At 39.6% G+C, this 18,419-nt stretch carries 17 protein-coding genes and 1 pseudogene; 2 read left to right on the top strand and 16 right to left on the bottom strand.

Features of this window, described 5'->3' with window-relative positions; translation table 11 throughout:
- The first annotated feature begins 6 nt into the window (after positions 1–6).
- Positions 7–741, top strand: coding sequence for a hypothetical protein (locus tag ABIE66_RS08930; protein WP_370014435.1), 735 nt, complete (start codon positions 7–9; stop codon positions 739–741).
- 74 nt (positions 742–815) lie between these two features.
- Here ABIE66_RS08930 and ABIE66_RS08925 read toward each other — a convergent pair whose 3' ends face one another.
- The 4 genes from ABIE66_RS08925 to ABIE66_RS08910 all read right to left on the bottom strand — a co-directional run bounded on the left by ABIE66_RS08925 (position 816) and on the right by ABIE66_RS08910 (position 3,003).
- A complete protein-coding gene (locus ABIE66_RS08925) occupies positions 816–1,241 on the bottom strand; it encodes a DUF5316 domain-containing protein (protein WP_289324444.1) in 426 nt (141 codons plus the stop codon).
- Positions 1,242–1,738: 497 nt separating this feature from the next.
- On the bottom strand, positions 1,739–2,056 hold the full coding sequence (locus tag ABIE66_RS08920) for a hypothetical protein (RefSeq protein WP_370014434.1): 318 nt from the start codon (positions 2,054–2,056) through the stop codon (positions 1,739–1,741).
- Between the two features lie 195 nt (positions 2,057–2,251).
- On the bottom strand, positions 2,252–2,530 hold the full coding sequence (locus ABIE66_RS08915; protein ID WP_370014433.1) for a hypothetical protein: 279 nt from the start codon (positions 2,528–2,530) through the stop codon (positions 2,252–2,254).
- Positions 2,531–2,733: 203 nt separating this feature from the next.
- Positions 2,734–3,003, bottom strand: coding sequence for a hypothetical protein (locus tag ABIE66_RS08910; RefSeq protein ID WP_370014432.1), 270 nt, complete (start codon positions 3,001–3,003; stop codon positions 2,734–2,736).
- A gap of 348 nt (positions 3,004–3,351) precedes the next feature.
- Here ABIE66_RS08910 and ABIE66_RS08905 point away from each other — a divergent pair.
- Positions 3,352–3,606 (top strand): annotated as a pseudogene (locus ABIE66_RS08905) (tyrosine-type recombinase/integrase); the annotation flags it as partial.
- Between the two features lie 77 nt (positions 3,607–3,683).
- Here the strand turns inward: ABIE66_RS08905 and mutL are convergent.
- From mutL to ABIE66_RS08845, 12 genes are all read right to left on the bottom strand, one after another.
- Positions 3,684–5,624, bottom strand: coding sequence for a DNA mismatch repair endonuclease MutL (mutL, locus tag ABIE66_RS08900; protein ID WP_370014431.1), 1,941 nt, complete (start codon positions 5,622–5,624; stop codon positions 3,684–3,686).
- Between the two features lie 23 nt (positions 5,625–5,647).
- Positions 5,648–8,287 carry a DNA mismatch repair protein MutS gene (gene mutS, locus ABIE66_RS08895; RefSeq protein ID WP_370014430.1) on the bottom strand — a complete coding sequence of 880 codons (2,640 nt, stop codon included), beginning with the start codon at positions 8,285–8,287 and terminating at the stop codon, positions 5,648–5,650.
- A gap of 253 nt (positions 8,288–8,540) precedes the next feature.
- The gene (locus ABIE66_RS08890) at positions 8,541–9,080 is read right to left on the bottom strand and encodes an outer spore coat protein CotE (protein ID WP_289324441.1); all 540 of its coding nucleotides are present in this window, start codon (positions 9,078–9,080) and stop codon (positions 8,541–8,543) included.
- Between the two features lie 212 nt (positions 9,081–9,292).
- Positions 9,293–9,721, bottom strand: coding sequence for a YlbF/YmcA family competence regulator (locus ABIE66_RS08885; RefSeq protein WP_289317090.1), 429 nt, complete (start codon positions 9,719–9,721; stop codon positions 9,293–9,295).
- A gap of 1 nt (position 9,722) precedes the next feature.
- Positions 9,723–11,267, bottom strand: a complete 1,545-nt coding sequence (miaB, locus tag ABIE66_RS08880) for a tRNA (N6-isopentenyl adenosine(37)-C2)-methylthiotransferase MiaB (protein ID WP_370014429.1) — start codon at positions 11,265–11,267, stop codon at positions 9,723–9,725.
- A gap of 390 nt (positions 11,268–11,657) precedes the next feature.
- Positions 11,658–12,698 carry an L-threonine 3-dehydrogenase gene (gene tdh / locus ABIE66_RS08875; RefSeq protein ID WP_370017006.1) on the bottom strand — a complete coding sequence of 347 codons (1,041 nt, stop codon included), beginning with the start codon at positions 12,696–12,698 and terminating at the stop codon, positions 11,658–11,660.
- Between the two features lie 237 nt (positions 12,699–12,935).
- Positions 12,936–13,226: a hypothetical protein gene (locus ABIE66_RS08870; RefSeq protein ID WP_370014428.1), complete on the bottom strand. Its 291-nt coding sequence runs from the start codon at positions 13,224–13,226 to the stop codon at positions 12,936–12,938.
- Between the two features lie 48 nt (positions 13,227–13,274).
- A complete protein-coding gene (locus ABIE66_RS08865; RefSeq protein WP_289324439.1) occupies positions 13,275–14,141 on the bottom strand; it encodes a 2-oxoacid:ferredoxin oxidoreductase subunit beta in 867 nt (288 codons plus the stop codon).
- Positions 14,128–15,885 (bottom strand): 2-oxoacid:acceptor oxidoreductase subunit alpha, encoded by a 1,758-nt coding sequence (locus tag ABIE66_RS08860; RefSeq protein WP_370014427.1) that lies wholly within the window; start codon positions 15,883–15,885, stop codon positions 14,128–14,130. The genes ABIE66_RS08865 and ABIE66_RS08860 overlap by 14 nt, the downstream gene beginning before the upstream one ends.
- A 230-nt stretch (positions 15,886–16,115) precedes the next feature.
- Positions 16,116–17,039: a dipeptidase gene (locus tag ABIE66_RS08855; protein WP_370014426.1), complete on the bottom strand. Its 924-nt coding sequence runs from the start codon at positions 17,037–17,039 to the stop codon at positions 16,116–16,118.
- Positions 17,040–17,177: 138 nt separating this feature from the next.
- Positions 17,178–17,438, bottom strand: a complete 261-nt coding sequence (gene spoVS / locus ABIE66_RS08850) for a stage V sporulation protein SpoVS (protein ID WP_029281188.1) — start codon at positions 17,436–17,438, stop codon at positions 17,178–17,180.
- Positions 17,439–17,612: 174 nt separating this feature from the next.
- Positions 17,613–18,410, bottom strand: coding sequence for a TIGR00282 family metallophosphoesterase (locus ABIE66_RS08845; protein ID WP_370014425.1), 798 nt, complete (start codon positions 18,408–18,410; stop codon positions 17,613–17,615).
- Between the last annotated feature and the right edge of the window lie 9 nt (positions 18,411–18,419).

Here is an 18,419-nt window from a genome sequence, read left to right as displayed (position 1 = left end):
TTAACAATGTTATTTAGTTTTGGTGGTTCTTCATTTGCTTCGAGCGAAAAGTTAAATAAAAAAGTAATTAAATATGAACAAATCACTGATCTTAATGAACTTTATACTAGAGCTTTAAATGGTGTTTCAGATTTATCTAGTCAACAGGATGATTTAGAGAAATTTGAGCTTTCAACAAAATCTGTGGAAAAATTAGAATTAGAAACTCAATCTCATTCAACTAGTCAATTACTAGAAGTAGAAAATGTGGATGGTCAATTGGTTGAAACATATGCAACTACTACATTCCATGTTGCTCAAGATATTACTGATAAAATTGAACAACAAAAACTAGATACTAAGATTCAACCTTTTGCATCAAAAAAAGATGATAAATGGGACTCTACAAAGGGCGTAAAAGCTTATTCGACTATTACTTGGTCTAATGTTTATGATAAAAATCAAGTAAAACATTTTAAATTAACAAAGGTTACAGGTGGATGGAGCTATAATGGAGCAGGCAACTATGTTTTATCAAATCGATCAGCTATTGTTGGCCAAGTTGGTCCAGGAAGCTTTGGTTCTACTTCTGGACAATCAAAACAGATTGCTACTGGATCAAATACCTATTCCTATAATATCCCGTCTAGTTGGAAAGCAGTAATTGCATCTAAATATAATACATGTGGTGTTAGTACAAACCTAAAAATTAGTAGAGGATCTTCAAGTTGGACTTTACCCTTCCAAAATCATGCAAGTTGAATTTTCTATTCCAGGAAATCGATAAACAAAAGGCTAACCTAGTGGTTAGCCTTTTGTTTAATTTGGAGCATTATTTAGATTAAAAAATAAACAGTTAAAGCTGTAAGAAAGTTAGGAAGCCCTATTAATAAAAGTCTTGTAGTCAAGAAAACTCTTTCTTTTTTATCTTCTTTCGTTTCAGAAAATAAATTTCTTCCCATTCTATCACCATCTACAAATCCACCAGAAAATAATGCACATAATACTAATACTATTGCAGTAATGCCTCCTGTAATTTTATACAAAAGTGTCCAATCACTAGTGAAAACCGAAATAAGAAGTGATATTAAAACGATAACAATACCTAAATAAAATGATTTCATATACTTTTCTCCTTTAGAAATAAAACATTTTTTTATTAAATTTTCTAAAATATATACTGTTGAAGACACTATTATACCCTCTATCAGTTTTTGTTTAAGCTTTTCTAAATTCTTGAAATGGAGCTCTTTGTCATTCATCTTTCTTCATCCTCCACTTTAGGTATAGATTAAGTATCGCAATCAATAGGGCAAGGACTGACAAAACTATAGCCATATTATCCATCCAGTGAGGGTTCTTATATCTGTTTATTCGCTCTTCAATAAAACTAATGGACCTACCTTTTAATAAAAGTTCAGTCGTAACCATCAGGAAAAATAAAAGTGGCATTACAGTATTTCAAAAATAAAAACCACCTTTCATTAAAGGTTCTACTAAAAAAAGATAAGTCCTTGTGACAACTTTTTGGATATTAGTTTTCATATTTCCACTTTCTGTTCACAAATAATTCATAAAGGAGTATATCAAAAAATTTAAAAGGGATTAACTAAGAAATGGTCAGCAAACTTCATCGAACTCTCTTTTCTTTTTGCAAAATAAAAAGGACTATAAAAAATGCTCAGAATTAGCATTCGAGTTTAATAGGCATTTCAGAACTACTTCGCTTTTTATAATATTCTTCTAATTCTTCTTGACTTTAGGAATTCTCCTTATTGACACTCTTAACACCATCAGCGTTGGCATCTATATATATGTATTTTCTCCTTTTACTAATGGCATACTCTTTAAGCTTTTTAATATAATGACTAGATATCCCTTCCTTTCTATAAGAAGGATCATAGACATGTAGTAATTGTAATTTTATACTATTTCTATTTTTTCCGGCCATCTCTCCTAATTGACCAATTTTATAGAAATCCATGGTAAACAAGTCTTTTTCAGTTTTTTTATTATAAAGAGAGAATTTCACATCTTCTTCTCTACACCTGTGTCCGCCTTCATATTTTCCATTCATCAAATTTATAGGCTATGTTATCTTCATCTTGTTTAAGACAATCAGGTAACCCCCAACCTATAATCACTTCTTTCATTGTTTTATCTTCCTGTTTACTCATTTAAACCCGCTCCTTTTTTTGATTATTTAACACAATCGAAAACAGTGATATTCTCCTAGATAATATTTTACGCATAAGCGTTCATGTATCGATCATTATAGGCATGTATTTAACAGTATACTTAAATACCACCCCTTATATAGTTTCTGTATTTCACCCCTATTTTTTGCTGGATCAATACCATCTATATAATCTTGTACTGTACAATTAAGGTGCCAAGGGTTTTTTAACTCTTCCCTATTTGGTTTTACACACTGATGCGGTACTACCTGATTTAATGCATACCCACATTCATTTTTCAGGTGATTACCTATATACTGTCTACATTCTTTTAATCCCTCCTTCTTTTTATTGTTTACAGTTTGAATTATCAATTTTCTTCGACTCCCTTTTTACCCTCATAAACAACATAATTACCCGTTTCTCTACAACCTTCTATAATAAAAAAATGATCCATTTGAAAACCTCCTCTTTTACTCATTTAAATCGATTTCAATCAATAATATTAAGATTTCATACTTTTTTCATTTGTATTGGTAAATAGAAAAAGACCACTCAATTAAAGCAGTCTCTTAAGTCAAAGTTTAGTTTTATAATCATTCGGAAGCACACCTTCATCTATACCTGCTTTTAACAAAGCAATTAAATGCTCTTCCTCCAAATCTAAAGGACGTGGAACAAAAAATTCTTTACCCGTGCTGTCTTTTTTATAGTATGCAAACCTTATTTCTTCTGTTTCTTTTTCCTTTACATATATTTTTTCTATAGCATATACGGAATTACCAACTGTTATTTTCCCTTGTTTAAGTAAGTTACAGTAATCAGTGGATTTAATAATATCACTCATAAAATCCCTCTCCTTTCGTCAAATATACACATTCGACGTCTGAAAGAAATTGTCCTGCTAGTAAAACTACAACTTCTAGGCGATACACAGACAAAAACCCCTTCATAACCGAAGAGAGTTTCCTTCTTCCCGTCCTGCCTCCCATTCTACACTCCTTTTAAGTGAGAACTTATGTTTTAGTGGCAATCTATTCCGGATAAAGTTGAATAAACTTCAGATCGCCGTTTAGGTAAAGAAGAATATCCGAGATACGCAAACCTGTATGAATCCCAAGCAAAAACATGATGTAATTTCATTCATTATTCTGTTTTAAGAAGTCTGCTTTTGGTGGAGAGCCAGTCAATCCCAAATACGATTCACAAGCAGTTTCTTTATGATATTAAGCTTGCAGGAATGAAGAGGATTCGATTTCATGATTTACGCCATACACATGCAACTATAATGTTGGAGATTGGAGAAAATTCTAAAGTGGTATCAGAAAGATTAGGACATTCAAAAGTTTCTATCACATTAGATAAATATAGTCATGTTACTCAGAATATACAGGACTCCTCTGCAGAAAACTTTTCAAAAGCACTAGGAAAAAAGAGCATGGACCAATAAATGTGGTCATTTTGTGGTCATTTAACTAAAAAAGCAATGGAGAACCCCATTACATAAGGGTTCTCCATTGCTTTTAATTACATGATTCTCTTAAACATTTTCTCCATTTCATAAATGGAGTAAGAGATGATGATCGGTCTTCCATGAGGGCATGTGAAGGGATCGGTTGTCCGTCTTAGTTCATCCAATAGTGCTTGAATTTCATCATTGCGCAGATGGCGGTTTGCCTTAATGGAGGCTTTACAGCTCATCATGATAGCTGCTTCTTCGCGCAATTTTTTGATGTCGACCTTTTTCATCGATAGCAATTGTTCTATCATTTCTTCAAGGATTTCCTGTTCAATTCCTTTAGGGAGCCATTGTGGATGCGATCGGACAATATAGGCGTTATAGCCAAACTCTTCTAAATAGACTCCGACTTTTTCCAACTCATGCCGATATTCATTTATCCGGATACATTGGTCGGTCGAAAATTCAAGGGTGATGGGGACTAGCATATCTTGTAGTTCGTTTTCGACCCGTCCGACTTTTTCTTTAAAATATTCGTATTTGATCCGTTCCTGGGCAGCATGTTGGTCTATGATGTACAAACCTTTTTCGTTTTGGGCGAAAATATATGTTCCATGCATTTGTCCAATTGGGTACATGGGAGGGATTCGACTATCCGGTTCATTCCCCTCGATTTCTTCCTCTTGTTCGACAGTATAGGTTGTATACTTTTCAGCCGACTCGAAATATGGTTTGCTTTCATCATCTTGTAAGACCGGTATATAGGTATCTGCCATTTGTTGCTGTTCGTTGCTGTAGATTAATTCCTTTATTGGTTCGAGATTGAAATCCTCAACAAGCTCCATATGTTTCTTTTGGTCCTGCTTTTCCCGGATCAAGGTATCCTTCAAGAGTGAAGCTTCTTTCCTGGCTTCTTCAAGGACGCGCTTCCCGCTTTCCACGACATGGTCCAATTCCAGCGTAGTTTGCTCACTTTTCACTTGTTCCGGCTTTGGTGCAGGTGTATATCCACTTGGAATTAGAGATATCTTTTTAAAGGAAGATTTAATCGTTTCTGATACGAGACTGTACAATTCCTGTTCCTTGCTGAGCCTTACCTCCATTTTGGATGGATGTACGTTGACATCGACAAGAATCGGATCCATTTCAATATTCAACAAAGCGATTGGAAAACGGCCAATTGGAAGAAGTGTATGGTACCCATCCAAGATCGCTTTCACGAGTGCATAGTTTTTAATGAAGCGGCCGTTTATCATGGTTGATATATAATTCCTTGAAGCCCGGGTGACCTCAGGCATAACGATATAGCCGAATAATTTGAAGTCCAAGGAGCTTGCCTGAATCGGAATCATCTTTTTGGCGATATTCGTACCATAGATTGCAGCTAGCACCTGCCTGACATCCCCGTTCCCATTCGTATGCAGGATACGCTTCCCATTGTGTGATAACCGTATTGAAACATCCGGGTGCGAAAGTGCGAGCCTATTAGCGACATCCGTAATATTTCCTAGCTCGGTATGAATGGTCTTCATATATTTCAACCTTGCAGGAGTATTGTAAAACAAGTCGGAAACCAGGATATCCGTTCCTTTACGGCCGGATGAAGCCTCGAGTTCCTTAACCATGCCGCCTTCTAGAAGTATGCGCGTCCCTACACCTTCACCCGTGCTGCTTTTCAATTCGAAACGGGAAACTGAAGCAATACTGGGCATTGCTTCACCGCGAAAGCCAAGTGTTCGAATTCGGAAGAGGTCATTTTCATCTTTTATTTTACTTGTGGCATGTCGTTTAAATGCTGCCTCTATGTCATCGGCCAAAATCCCATCGCCATTGTCCACGATCCGGATTGAACCAAGGCCAGCCTCCACCAATTCAATCTCTATTATGGTACTGTTTGCATCTATTGAATTTTCCACAAGTTCCTTAACGACTGAGGCTGGGCGTTCCACAACTTCGCCAGCTGCGATTTTATTGGACAAAGCCTCGTCAAGCTGCATGATTTTTCCCATTATTATCGCCTCGCTTTATTTTCTCATTTAAGTTTCTTTTGTAATTTATAAAGGATATTCATCGCCTCAAGCGGCGTCATTTCAAGGATATCGAGTGATTTAATGTCATCCAGCACCTTTTTTTCCTTAGGTGAAGAATTCACTTTCCCTTTAGGAGCCTCTTCCCCAAAGAAGGAAAGCTGTGCCTCATTGGCGGATGTTACAGGAGAGGCTTCAGCTTCAGCTTCGGCAATTGGTGCTTTGACAACAGCAGCGGGCTGTTCAGCCATCGCCTTTGCTTGTCCATTTTCATTCTCTAATTGCGCTAAAATGGCTGCCGCCCGATCAATTAACTGCTTCGGTAAATCAGCAAGCTTTGCAACATGAATACCATAACTTTTATCCGCTGGACCTTCTTTAATTTTATGAAGGAAAACGACATTTCCATTTTGCTCAATAGCACTGACATGGATATTTTTCAATTTAGGCAGTTCTGATGCCAATACCGTCAATTCGTGATAATGAGTCGAAAAGAGGGTCTTGGCACCAATTTCCTCATGAATGTATTCAATGATGGCCTGGGCAAGCGCCATTCCATCGTAAGTTGATGTTCCCCGCCCGATCTCATCAAATAATATCAAACTGTTTTCTGTCGCATTCATAATCGCATTTCTTGCTTCAAGCATTTCGACCATGAATGTACTTTGACCGGAAATCAAATCATCAGCCGCGCCAATCCTAGTAAATACCTTATCAAAAATAGGCAATTCAGCTATACTTGCGGACACGAAGCATCCAATTTGCGCTAGAATCGATGTTAGCGCAATCTGACGCATATACGTACTTTTCCCCGACATATTGGGCCCTGTGATCAAGAGTAACTCCCGTTCTCCATCCATAAAGCAGTCATTGGGGACATACTCCTGTGATTGAAGGACTTTCTCGACCACTGGATGCCTGCCCTCCTTCAGGACGATTCTTCTATCATCAGAAAATACAGGCTTCACATAATGGCGTTCTTCGCTAATCGTCGCAAAGCACTGCAGGACATCCAGTTCACTGACGCCTTTCGCTAAATCCTGTAAGCGCGGGATATAGCTTTTGACCTCTTCACGAAGATTAAGGAATAGGTCATATTCCAAACTGACGCTTTTTTCCTCTGCTTGTAAAATCAAAGCTTCCTTTTCTTTTAATTCAGGTGTGATATAACGTTCGGCATTCGTTAGTGTTTGCTTCCGTTCATAACGCCCTTCTTCAAGCAGATGCAAATTGGCTCGTGTGACTTCAATATAATAGCCAAAAACACGATTATATCCGATTTTCAATGATCTGATCCCTGTGCGTTCCCGCTCTTCTCGTTCCAGCTGTGCAATCCAGGTTTTCCCGTTTCTGCTGGCATCCCTGTACGTATCCAGCTCCTTATGGAAACCGTCCTGAATGATATTCCCTTCCTTCACGGACAATGGCGGGTTTTCTACAAGCGCCGTTTCAAGCAGATCCGTCACTTCTTCACAAGGGTCCAATTTATCGGCAAGAATTGAAATATCCTGATTGGAAGCCATGGACTTCACGATTTCACGAATGATTGGCACCTGTTGCAATGAACGTTTCAATTGAATCAAGTCCCGAGCGTTTACATTCCCGAAGGCGACCCTTCCGGCAAGCCGCTCCAAGTCGTACACTTCCTTAAGCCGTTCACGTAAGTCTTGCCGTTCGAAGTATTGATTTTTCAGGGTTTCAACAAGGCTTTGCCTCCGCTCGATCTGTTTTTTATTAATGAGCGGTCTATCAATCCATTGCTTCAACATCCTTCCGCCCATGGCTGTTTTCGTTTCATCAAGCAGCCATAGTAATGAACCTTTTTTGCCTTTCGAACGAATGGTTTCAGTCAATTCCAAATTGCGTTTGCTATAATAATCAATTTTCATATATTGTGACGTTTCATATGCAAGCACTGGCTGTAAATGATCCAGGCTGCGCTTTTGAGTACGGTATAGATAATTTAATAAACGTGTGGTCGTCGTTGCCAGTTTCTGGTCTTTTAACAGATGAAGCAATGCAACGAATGACTCGCTTTGAACCAAATTATTCTCTAGGGATAAAGCGGCAGCACCCCGTTCTTGCAGCTTTTTTTTCCATTCTTCATTAAAATCTTCAGCAATGACCACTTCGCTCGCACCCAGGATGGCAAATTCATTCAGAACTTCTTCAAAACTCTCAATCAAAGTGACCTTATTCTCCCCGGTCGATAAATCATTGTACCCAAAGCCAAACTGCCCATCCGTAAAATAAGTGATAGTGGCTATATAATTATTTTCCTTTTCCCGAAGGCCCTTACTATCCATTTTCGTTCCCGGTGTAATCAGCTGGACAACTTCCCTGCGTACCACACCTTTGGCTTGCTTGGGATCTTCAGTCTGTTCACATATAGCTACTTTAAATCCTTTTTCTATCAATATATCAATATAATTAGCAGCCGAGTGATACGGAATGCCGCACATCGGAATTCGGTCTTCACTACCACCTTCTCGGCTCGTTAATGTGATTTCGAGCTCCTGGGATGCATTCAGTGCATCGTCAAAAAACATTTCATAAAAATCGCCTAAACGAAAAAATAAAAAGGCATCCTGGTACTCTGCCTTAATTTTTAAGTATTGCTGTATCATCGGAGTATATCCAGCCATTCCTTCAAAACCTTTCCAAACTAAAATCTATTACTCATTTATGTCCTTCATTATAACATACGGGAAAGCAACATTGCCTGAATTCGAAATTGAATGGTAAATCAATTATCCTTGTGAGATTAACTGTTGTATGCTGGCAGTATCTGCAAACTTTTTTTGGTTTCTCATCGTTATGCCTGCAAGGGTCCTGTCCTGTTTCAAATTAAATAAAACCGGATGAAGGGAATGTCATCCGGTAGTTACTTTCTATATTCTATTCGTCTTCGAATTCATCAAGGAAATCCGGATCTAAATCTTCAAATTCCTCATCATCGAAATCAGAGCCCCAGTCATCCTCACAGCAGCCATCTGGACTAACAGCGACACAAATTTTCGTTTCGCCGACGACTTCCACAAAGAATTCCCTTTCCACATGGACAATGATTTTTTGTCCACATGGGGAGATGCAAGCTTCTAAACAATTCGGCTGTTGGACAGCTTTTGCAAAAATTTCATGGTCATCAAGACAATCGGGATCACGGTATTTCAGCGAAATCACGTCGGTATATTGCACTTTTTCAGTTACAACTTCCGTCTTCGAATTATGGTTATAAGAATACCAGACGTTGATTTCGTAGCTGCCGTGAATTTCTACCTTTTTGCCGACTTTCTTTGCATCGTATTTATGGTTGATGATCCAACAACCTAGAATGCTAGAAGGATGATGAGCCGGGCAAATGGTGTGAGAGGACTTTGTGAATTTACGTCCTTTTGCCACCACCGCTTTAGTAATTATCTCTCTATATTGTGACATGCTAGCGAACCCTCCTCATACAGTTTCCATTCATCCTATGCGTGGTAAAAGTCTAGTGTGCGTAGAATTTTAATTGTTTGAAAACTGCAGTAATGTTTTAAACCTAGGTTATTTTATGCTCATGTTTTGGGATATGTGTCACGAATGGGCGCTGTATAAGGATTTACGCAATATAAAAAAGCCCTTCTGAAATCAGAAGGGCTTTGCCATATTCATGAACAGCTTCCGCCGCCGGCTTGTACCTGTGAACCAGTCTCCCCGCGAAGGACGTCGCCTTCGGTCGATTCAATAATCAGGTCCGTCACCTTATTCGATACTTGTGATGAGACCATTTGTAAGAGATCATTTACATCAACTTGGGATTGCTTGAATTCTTGGACGATCGGAAGTTCATCCAATTGTTTTTCCAGTGCATCAATTTTGGCCTGAACTTGGCTGTATGCTTTCTCTTTTCCGTAATGCTGGAAGTTTACCGCCTGTTTTTGCAAACTCTTGATACTTGCGATCATTTCACGGATTTTTTGGTTTTCATTGATGTGAGCTTCTGCCCGTTTAAAGAAATCGACTTCTTCCGTGCTGGCAATCATTTCAGCAAGCTCGGCCGCTTTTGACAGGATGTCATCTTTAGTATATTTCGTCATATTACTCCACCTCAATCGCCGTTGCTTCTTCAACCATATCCCCATTTAATGACCATGTTTTCGTACCGGTGATTTTCACTTTTACGATTTGGCCAATAGCGGATTTTGGTCCTTTGAAGTTCACGAGCTTATTTTTCGTTGTATAACCTGCTAATACTTCCGCATTCTTCTTGCTTTCGCCTTCAACAAGCACTTCAACAATCTGTCCATCATACTCTTTCATTTTCAACGCACACGTATCATTGACAAGGGCATTCAAGCGTTGCAGACGTTCCTTTTTCACTTCCATCGGTACATTATCCTGCATTTTCGCAGCCGGTGTTCCCTCACGTGGTGAATAAATGTAAGTATACGCTGCATCGAAACCAACTTCGCGGTATAAAGACATCGTTTCTTCAAAATGCTCTTCCGTTTCATTCGGATAGCCTACAATGATGTCAGTTGTTAGCGATGCACTTGGGATAGCATCCTTAATCTTTCTTACCAGCTCTAAATATTGCTCACGTGTATATTTACGGGCCATGATTTTAAGTGTGTCCGTACTTCCAGATTGAACAGGAAGGTGGATATGGTCAACGAGATTTCCGCCTTTAGCCAGGACTTCGATCAAGTGATCATCAAAGTCACGGGGATGACTTGTCGTAAAACGAATACGCGGAATATCGATTTTGCGGATTTCATCCATCAAATCACCGAAACGATATTCGATATCCGTAAAATCTTTACCATAAGCATTCACATTCTGTCCAAGCAGAGTTATTTCTTTGTAACCCTGAGCCGCTAAATGACGGACTTCCTGTATGATATCTTCAGGTCTGCGGCTTCTTTCTTTCCCCCTTGTGTAAGGTACGATGCAGTATGTACAAAACTTATCGCAGCCATACATGATATTGACCCATGCCTTCGTTTTGCCTTTACGCACCTTCGGAAGATTCTCGATTACATCACCTTCTTTAGACCAAACCTCAATGACCATTTCCTTGGATAGATAAGCTTCATTAAGAATTTGTGGCAGCCTGTGGATATTATGCGTTCCGAAAATCATATCTACAAAATGGTGCTTCTCAAGAATCCGCTTTACAACTGACTCCTCTTGCGACATACAACCGCAAACCCCAAGCAATAGATCCGGCTTTTCCAATTTTAATGATTTTAAATGCCCCAATTCACCGAACACTTTATTCTCTGCGTTTTCCCGAATTGCACATGTGTTAAGTAAAATGACGTTAGCATCATCCACCGTGTTTGTCGGTTCATAACCAAGTGCCGTAAAGATGCCCGCCATGACTTCAGTATCATGTTCGTTCATTTGACAGCCGTATGTACGAATGTAAAACTTTTTGCCTTCTCCCATCCCACGGAAACCTTCAGGAATTGCAAAGTCATCATGATATTCTACTTCTTCTTTTCCTCGCTTTTTCGCATCTTTTAAGGAAGGCGGAATATAAACGGCTTGAAAGTACTTACTGAAGTCCTTATCGGATTTTTTGTCCGCTGGATTTTCAGCCTGTACTTGTTGTGATTCTAAACGTTGTTTCTCGTTCATAGTTAATCTCCTTTCAAAATAGTTAGTTTATTTCTTTCCCCAACTATTTCAAGACCTATCTTCTAATGGTTTTTATACGGATTCATTATTAAGAATTACCAGTAAATATTAGCTTTTAAGTGTGATATATCCACATTAACATAGTATAAAGCTTTTAACAGCAAGAAACAATCATTCTGTCGTGCCTTCTTCAATTGTAAGAAACTTTTCACAAATGCCGAAAATAAGAACATGAAAGAAGAGGCTTGATTCGTATATTCACTATGACGAAATTAGCCTCTTCTTATTCATTTATTGGATGACCCCTGGCACCTTATCAGCTTTTTCAAATCCAGATAATCCTATTTCCAGTTGATTCAAAACCTCTCATTTCTCCTCCTTTTCAGATGGTTAAGGTATCAGAAGCACCTTACCACACTGACCTTTGATCATCAGTTCAAATCCCTTCTCAAAATCGCTTAGCGGAAAACGGTGTGTAATCATTGGTTTTACATCAACCTTGCCACTTCCAAGCAGACTGGAAACCTGTTGCCAGGTTGAAAACATTTTCCTTCCGGTTATCCCTTGGACAATAAGACCCTTGAATACAATATCATCCGTTATATTAAGAGTGACGGGCTGAGACGGCAGACTTAGAATTGATATCCTTCCACCGTTTGTCGCCATCTTAAACCCTTGTTCGATAGCTATCGGATTACCGCTCATTTCGCAAACCACATCCACTCCATCCCCATTTGTCAGACCTTTCGTGATTTCCAGTGGATTCTGTTTAATTGAATGAATGAGGTCTGTAGCCCCCATCTTTTTGGCAAGCTGAAGTCGATAATCATTAATATCAAGAGCGATTACTTTATCAGCACCTGCAGCCTTCGCTACAGCAACTCCCATAAGCCCAATTGGACCACAGCCGATTATGGCCACCGTTTTACCCAGTACCTCGCCAGCAAGCACTGAATGGACGGCATTTCCCATCGGTTCTTGGATGGTAGCGATATCGAGTGGCATATCATTTGGATTTTTCCATAGATTTTTGGCGGGCAGAGCTATATACTCTGCAAAGCACCCTTGTTTATCGACACCGATAATGTTGGTTTTTTTACAAATATGGAATTGTCCTGTTAAGCACTGCCTGCATGTACCGCAAACTATATGTGTTTCGGCAGATACACAATCACCAACTGAAACATTGCTCACACTTGCCCCTATCTCGATTACTTCCCCAGCAAATTCGTGTCCAAATACGTATGGCGGATTCACTCTTCCCTGCGACCATTTATCCCAGGTGAAAATATGAATATCCGTTCCACAGATCGAGGTCAATTTCACTCGAATCAAGACTTCGTCATCACGAATATCTGGAATATCCACAACTTGTAATTGTGCCCCAAAACCTCGGTGATGTTTGACCACTGCTTTCATTTTCCCTCTCAACATTTACACTCCCCCTGAAATAGGGCTGTTCTATTCATCTACCTTAATATGTAAAGATATGAAAAACTAATTAAAAAAATACCATAATCGCTTTTGTACCAGCCTTTTCACATAAATAACGATGATCTTGGGGCATACGTACATTTTCGTTAAATGGGCCATGTTTCTATAGCATCTTGTCCGCTCTCGAATAAGATATCTTGTACAACCAAAATAAACGAAGGAGTGACTTATATGTCATGTAACAATAATCACCATCATGATAATAATAACGACAGAATCGCAGACGATTTTTGTCGTGCTGTGAGAGGCTGTAATAGGCGCGACCGCGATAGAGACCGTGATCGGGACCACGACCGGGACCGCGATAGAGACCGCGATCGGGATCGGGACCGCGATCGGGACCGCCATCACCATTGTTGTTGCAGAAGGAATCGTTGCAATTTCTTCGGCGGCTTTGGATGCAATAACGGTTGGTGGTAAGCTAATCCAGAGAGTATAGTGATTCTCTCTACTTGAGCTTTCCAATTAATCACAAAAAAGGTTCACCCCATCTTAGGGGTGAACCTTTTCGTTTTACATAAATTCTTCAACAAGCTTATCAAAATGTGCTTGATCCAGTGTAAGATCTGATTTATTTAACGCTTCTTCAGCATAACCCGGCACTAATTCCTGGTACGAAGGACGTGAAGAGTCTTGATAAATAATCCCTGTCACAAGGCCGTCATGTTTCATCAAAGTCTGCATCGCCTGTTCTTTATTCGATGAATCATAGCCTTCAATCGTGTTCAATTTAGTTAAGTTTTGTTTAAACCAATCATACGTATTGATCTTATTATAAGTTACGCATGGAGAGAAAACATTGATAAAGGAGAATCCTTTATGGTTTATCCCTGCTTCAATGATCGCCGTCAGGTCTTTTAAGTCAGTGGAAAAGCTTTGGGCTACAAACGTAGCGCCAGCTGACAATGCTAATTCCATAGGTGAAACAGACTGTTCTATTGATCCTTCTGGAGTGGATTTCGTTTTAAATCCAGCAGCGGACCTAGGAGAAGTCTGGCCTTTTGTCAATCCATAAATTTGGTTATCCATGACAATATAAGTAATGTCGATATTACGACGGATCGCATGAATGGTGTGTCCCATCCCGATTGCAAATCCATCTCCGTCACCGCCAGAAGCTATAACGGTCAATTCACGGTTGGCCATTTTCACTCCCTGGGCAATTGGCAGTGAACGGCCATGGATTCCGTGGAAACCATATGACTTGATGTAACCGGATATACGCCCTGAACAGCCGATACCGGAAACTACAGCCAAATTCTCCGGCTCCAATCCTACATTTGCTGCCGCACGCTGCATGGCAGCCTGAACGGAGAAATCACCGCAGCCAGGACACCAGTTAGGTTTTACATCATTACGAAACTCTTTAAACGTTGCCATATTCGAACATCTCCTTGCATTGTGTGTGAATTTCATGCGGGAGGAATGGGTTGCCATCATATTTTAGGATGCTTTTAATTTTATTAACATGTCCGACATTCATCTTGATAATATTAGCCAATTGTCCAGTCGCATTATTTTCAATAACTACTACTTTCTTGGCACTTTGCACCAATGATAGGACTTCATCAGCTGGGAAAGGATGTATCAACCGGATTTGCGCATGATTCACTTTCATTCCATCCGTTTCTAACCGGCCGATCGCTTCATCAATCGTCCCGCGTGTTGAGTTAAAACCAAGAATTAATAAATCCGCTTCTTCATGCGGTGTGTTTTTGTATACTGGCGTATGGAATGTGTTTGTAAGATTATTAAGCTTACGCATCCGTTTATCCATTTGCACTTTACGATTCAAAGCCGTTTCAGAAGGTCTGCCCGTTTCATCATGTTCAACACCTGTAACATGGTGAATTCCATTTTTCATTCCAGGAACTACACGTGGGGAAACCCCGTCTTCAGTTACTTCATAACGCTTGAAGTATGATTTGTTTTCATCCTCTTCAATTTCAAAGTCCACCAATTTACCGCGTCTTATCTCCACTTTTCCGTAATCAAGCGGCTGAACCGTCTGTTTACCTAGTGATAGCTGTAAGTCGGATAAAATGATAACTGGACATTGATATTCCTCTGCAAGGTTGAATGCTTCTGCCGTATCATAAAAAGCTTCCTCGACTGTACTCGGAGCCATGACGATTTTAGGAATTTCACCATGTGTACCATAAATCATGGCCATTAAATCGGATTGCTCCTGTTTTGTAGGAAGTCCTGTAGATGGACCGCCACGTTGAGTATCGACAATGACAATTGGCGTCTCGGTGATGCCCGCTAGACCAATCGCTTCCATTTTCAATGAAAGTCCAGGTCCAGCTGAAGCTGTGATGGCACGTACACCACCATAGTTTGCACCAATCGCCATTGTAGCTGCTGCGATTTCATCTTCAGTCTGTATGACAGTCCCACCCAATTGAGGAAGTTTTTTAATTAGGTATTCCATAATTTCCGAGGCCGGAGTAATCGGGTAAGCTGCCATGAAGCGGCAACCGCCTGCAACTGCGCCTAAAGCGATAGCATCGTTTCCGATCATGAACAATCGTTTTTGGCCGTCTGCCTTTTCCAGCTCCATTGCGCCCAGTTTTTCTCCAAGCATCACTTCCATTGCTTTGTAGCCAGCAGTAATGGCATCCATATTCTTCTTAACGATTTCTTCACCTTTACGGCCGAATATTTCATCAACCACATCGTTGAATACGGAAATTTCCATTCCCAGAACAGCACATGTCGCACCGATAGCGACCATATTTTTCATTAATGATGTTCCTAATTCCCCTGCTATTTCCGTAAATGGAACAATATATAATTCTGCCTTTGTATCTTCTGGGCAGACAGGTTTGAATTTTGCATCTGCGATTATGATGCCACCTTCATGTAATTCTTTATAATTGACGTCAATTGTTTCTTGGTCAAAAGCAACTAAGATGTCTAAATCATCAGAGATAGCACGAGTTTCCGTAGTACTTACACGAATTTTGTTATTCGTGTGTCCACCCTTGATTCGGGATGAGAAATGACGGTAGCCATACAAGTAATAACCTAAGCGATTGAGGGCAATACAGAATATTTCTCCTGTACTTTCAATACCTTCACCTTGTTGTCCGCCAACTTTCCATGAAAGTTGATTGATCATGTCTTACACTCCTTTAGGACGTTCGTATATAAATGCATTTAAAACGCACCTCTCTTCAGAACATTCGACTATGTATAATTAATCGTTCTAATATAGAAAAGGTGTACTAAACGCTTTCAATTCTATCGGTTAAATCATTAAATTGCAACCTTTTTGCTTTTATTTTTTATATTTTCAGAATATTTATTCATATCTATATAGTAAGAATTAAAAATCACTTAAAATATTTCCTATTTAAGCGGAAAATTACGAGTGAAATTACCAAAAAGGAGGCCTTTTACAAACTCACTTGAATAAAGCCTGTTCAGTTCATTGATAAGGTTATGATAATCCTTATATGACATTAATTCTTCTACCATATGATCGATTCCATCAAAGTCAGAGCCTAATCCAATTTGTCTTTCCCCGCCCAAATTGCATATATGCTCTATATGTTTCAAGATATCCTTTATCGAAGCCGAATCACCATTTGATAGAAATTGAGGGACAAAGGTTACCCCTATCACTCCATTTTTTTGTAAAAGGGCTTTTATCTGGCCGTCTTTCAAATTTCGCGGATTCGAACAAAGATGATAGGCATTCGAATGTGAGGCAATTGGGAATTTTGCCAGTTTTAGGGTGTCCCAAAATCCAACTTCAGATAAATGGGATAAATCACACCAAATTGACTTCTCATTCAAAAGCGCCACCACCTCCGCTCCAAACCCTGTCAATCCGCCGCCTCTTGATTCTAATGCACCATCAGCTACCAAGTTGGCGTAATTCCAAGTTAGACCTACTGAGGACACTCCAAGATGAATTAGGGTTTTAAGTTTCAACAAATCATTTCCAATGCAATCGCACCCCTCCAAAGTTAGCACCGCACCTATTTCCTTTTCTTTTAGAGAATCGATGTCTGCCTTGCTTTTTATAAATTTCATTTCCGGCTCTGATAAAATCTTTTCATGAAAAATATCCACCATTGCCAAAGCCGCTTGAAATCTCATATCAGGGTGTACTTTTTCAGGAATATATATTGCAAAACATTGGACTTTTCCTCCTTGATCCAATAATCCCCGCTTCGTTATATGTAATTTATCACTATCCAAAAAAGTAATATCCGGATCTATGAACATCTTCATCAACACATCACAATGTGCATCAAAAATTGCCAATGTAATCCCCCTTCCTGTCCCTGTCCCTTAAAGGATCATATACTCCATTATAAAGGGACCCGGGTTTTTCGTCATTTGGATTTCAGGACAAAAAAGAGCCTGCTCGCCATTCGACAAACAGGACACCCACTCATGAAATTATCTTGGTTCAATGATTAGCTTTATTGCCGTTCTCTCTTCGCCGTCAATAAGTATATCTGTAAAGGCAGGAATACAAATCAAGTCAACTCCACTAGGTGCGACAAACCCTCTTGCGATTGCTACTGCCTTGACGGCTTGATTTAACGCACCTGCACCGATTGCTTGTATTTCGGCTGCCCCTCTTTCCCTGAGCACTCCCGCTAGTGCGCCTGCTACAGAATTAGGATTAGATTTTGCTGAAACTTTTAATATTTCCATTCCTAGTCCTCCTTGTTTTCCCTGCCGATTCTAACTTGGCTCAATAGTTATAACACTTTCCACTGCTACTATATTCATCAAGTAAAACTTGTATGACAAAGAAAACCGGGATTGTCCACCATTTATTAAAGAATGAAAAAATGGATGGCCAGTTTAACTGTCCATCCATTCAAATCAATTATAAAAGGGGTGATCTTCGTTAATCAAAATTCTTTCTATTTTTTTAGCACTGCCAGTTTTATCATCAATTTCAAGGAGAACTCCACTTAATAGGGTCCGGCCCTCTTTAGGCACTTCGAAACGGACAGGAAGGCTAGTTAAGAACCGATGAATGACTGCCCCTCTGTCCATACCAAGGATGCCATCATACGGTCCTGTCATGCCTACATCTGATATGTAAGCGGTGCCCGCAGGTAAAATACGGTTATCGGCTGTCTGGACGTGTGTGTGTGTACCAACAACGGCTGTAACCTTACCATCCAGGAACCACCCCATAGCTTGCTTTTCACTTGTAGCTTCTCCATGAAAATCGACAAAAATGATTGGTGTCCTTTTTTGAGCCTCCGCCACTAGTTCTTCCGCCTTTTTGAACGGACAGTCCAAATCCGGCATGAATGTTCTAGCTTGCAAATTGATGACCGCTATTTCCTGCTGATTCAATTTTAAAAATTTCATTCCTTCTCCTGGTGCTCCATTTGGAAAATTCGCTGGACGGACGAGATATTTCGCATCATCAATAAAATTAAAAATGTCGCGATTATCCCATGTATGGTTTCCCATGGTCACCGCCTGCGCTCCCCACTCTAAAAAACTGCGGTAAATCTTTTCTGTAATTCCACGGCCACTTGCAGCATTTTCCCCATTGATTACCGTGATATGCGGACGATACTTTTCTTTTAACTTAGGAAGGTATTCTTGGATCATGTCACGTCCAGGAGACCCCACTACATCTCCAATAAATAACAATTTCATTGTAAAACC

The sequence above is a fragment of the Peribacillus sp. B2I2 genome (assembly GCF_041261685.1).
Lineage (GTDB): Bacteria > Bacillota > Bacilli > Bacillales > DSM-1321 > Peribacillus.
The sequence above is the reverse complement of the archived record's forward strand: the minus strand, read 5'-3'. Positions and strand labels throughout refer to the sequence as shown.

Coding starts and splice junctions, on each gene's coding strand:
- ABIE66_RS08925 (WP_289324444.1), bottom strand. CDS start 1,241: ATGAATGACAAAGAGCTCCATTTCAAGAATTTAGAAAAGCTTAAACAA.
- ABIE66_RS08845 (WP_370014425.1), bottom strand. CDS start 18,410: ATGAAATTGTTATTTATTGGAGATGTAGTGGGGTCTCCTGGACGTGAC.
- ABIE66_RS08930 (WP_370014435.1), top strand. CDS start 7: ATGTTATTTAGTTTTGGTGGTTCTTCATTTGCTTCGAGCGAAAAGTTA.
- ABIE66_RS08920 (WP_370014434.1), bottom strand. CDS start 2,056: ATGAATGGAAAATATGAAGGCGGACACAGGTGTAGAGAAGAAGATGTG.
- miaB (WP_370014429.1), bottom strand. CDS start 11,267: ATGAACGAGAAACAACGTTTAGAATCACAACAAGTACAGGCTGAAAAT.
- ABIE66_RS08860 (WP_370014427.1), bottom strand. CDS start 15,885: ATGATCAATCAACTTTCATGGAAAGTTGGCGGACAACAAGGTGAAGGT.
- mutS (WP_370014430.1), bottom strand. CDS start 8,287: ATGGCTGGATATACTCCGATGATACAGCAATACTTAAAAATTAAGGCA.
- ABIE66_RS08890 (WP_289324441.1), bottom strand. CDS start 9,080: ATGTCACAATATAGAGAGATAATTACTAAAGCGGTGGTGGCAAAAGGA.
- ABIE66_RS08910 (WP_370014432.1), bottom strand. CDS start 3,003: ATGAGTGATATTATTAAATCCACTGATTACTGTAACTTACTTAAACAA.
- ABIE66_RS08885 (WP_289317090.1), bottom strand. CDS start 9,721: ATGACGAAATATACTAAAGATGACATCCTGTCAAAAGCGGCCGAGCTT.
- mutL (WP_370014431.1), bottom strand. CDS start 5,624: ATGGGAAAAATCATGCAGCTTGACGAGGCTTTGTCCAATAAAATCGCA.
- ABIE66_RS08865 (WP_289324439.1), bottom strand. CDS start 14,141: ATGGCAACGTTTAAAGAGTTTCGTAATGATGTAAAACCTAACTGGTGT.
- spoVS (WP_029281188.1), bottom strand. CDS start 17,438: ATGGAAATATTAAAAGTTTCAGCAAAATCTAATCCTAATTCTGTAGCA.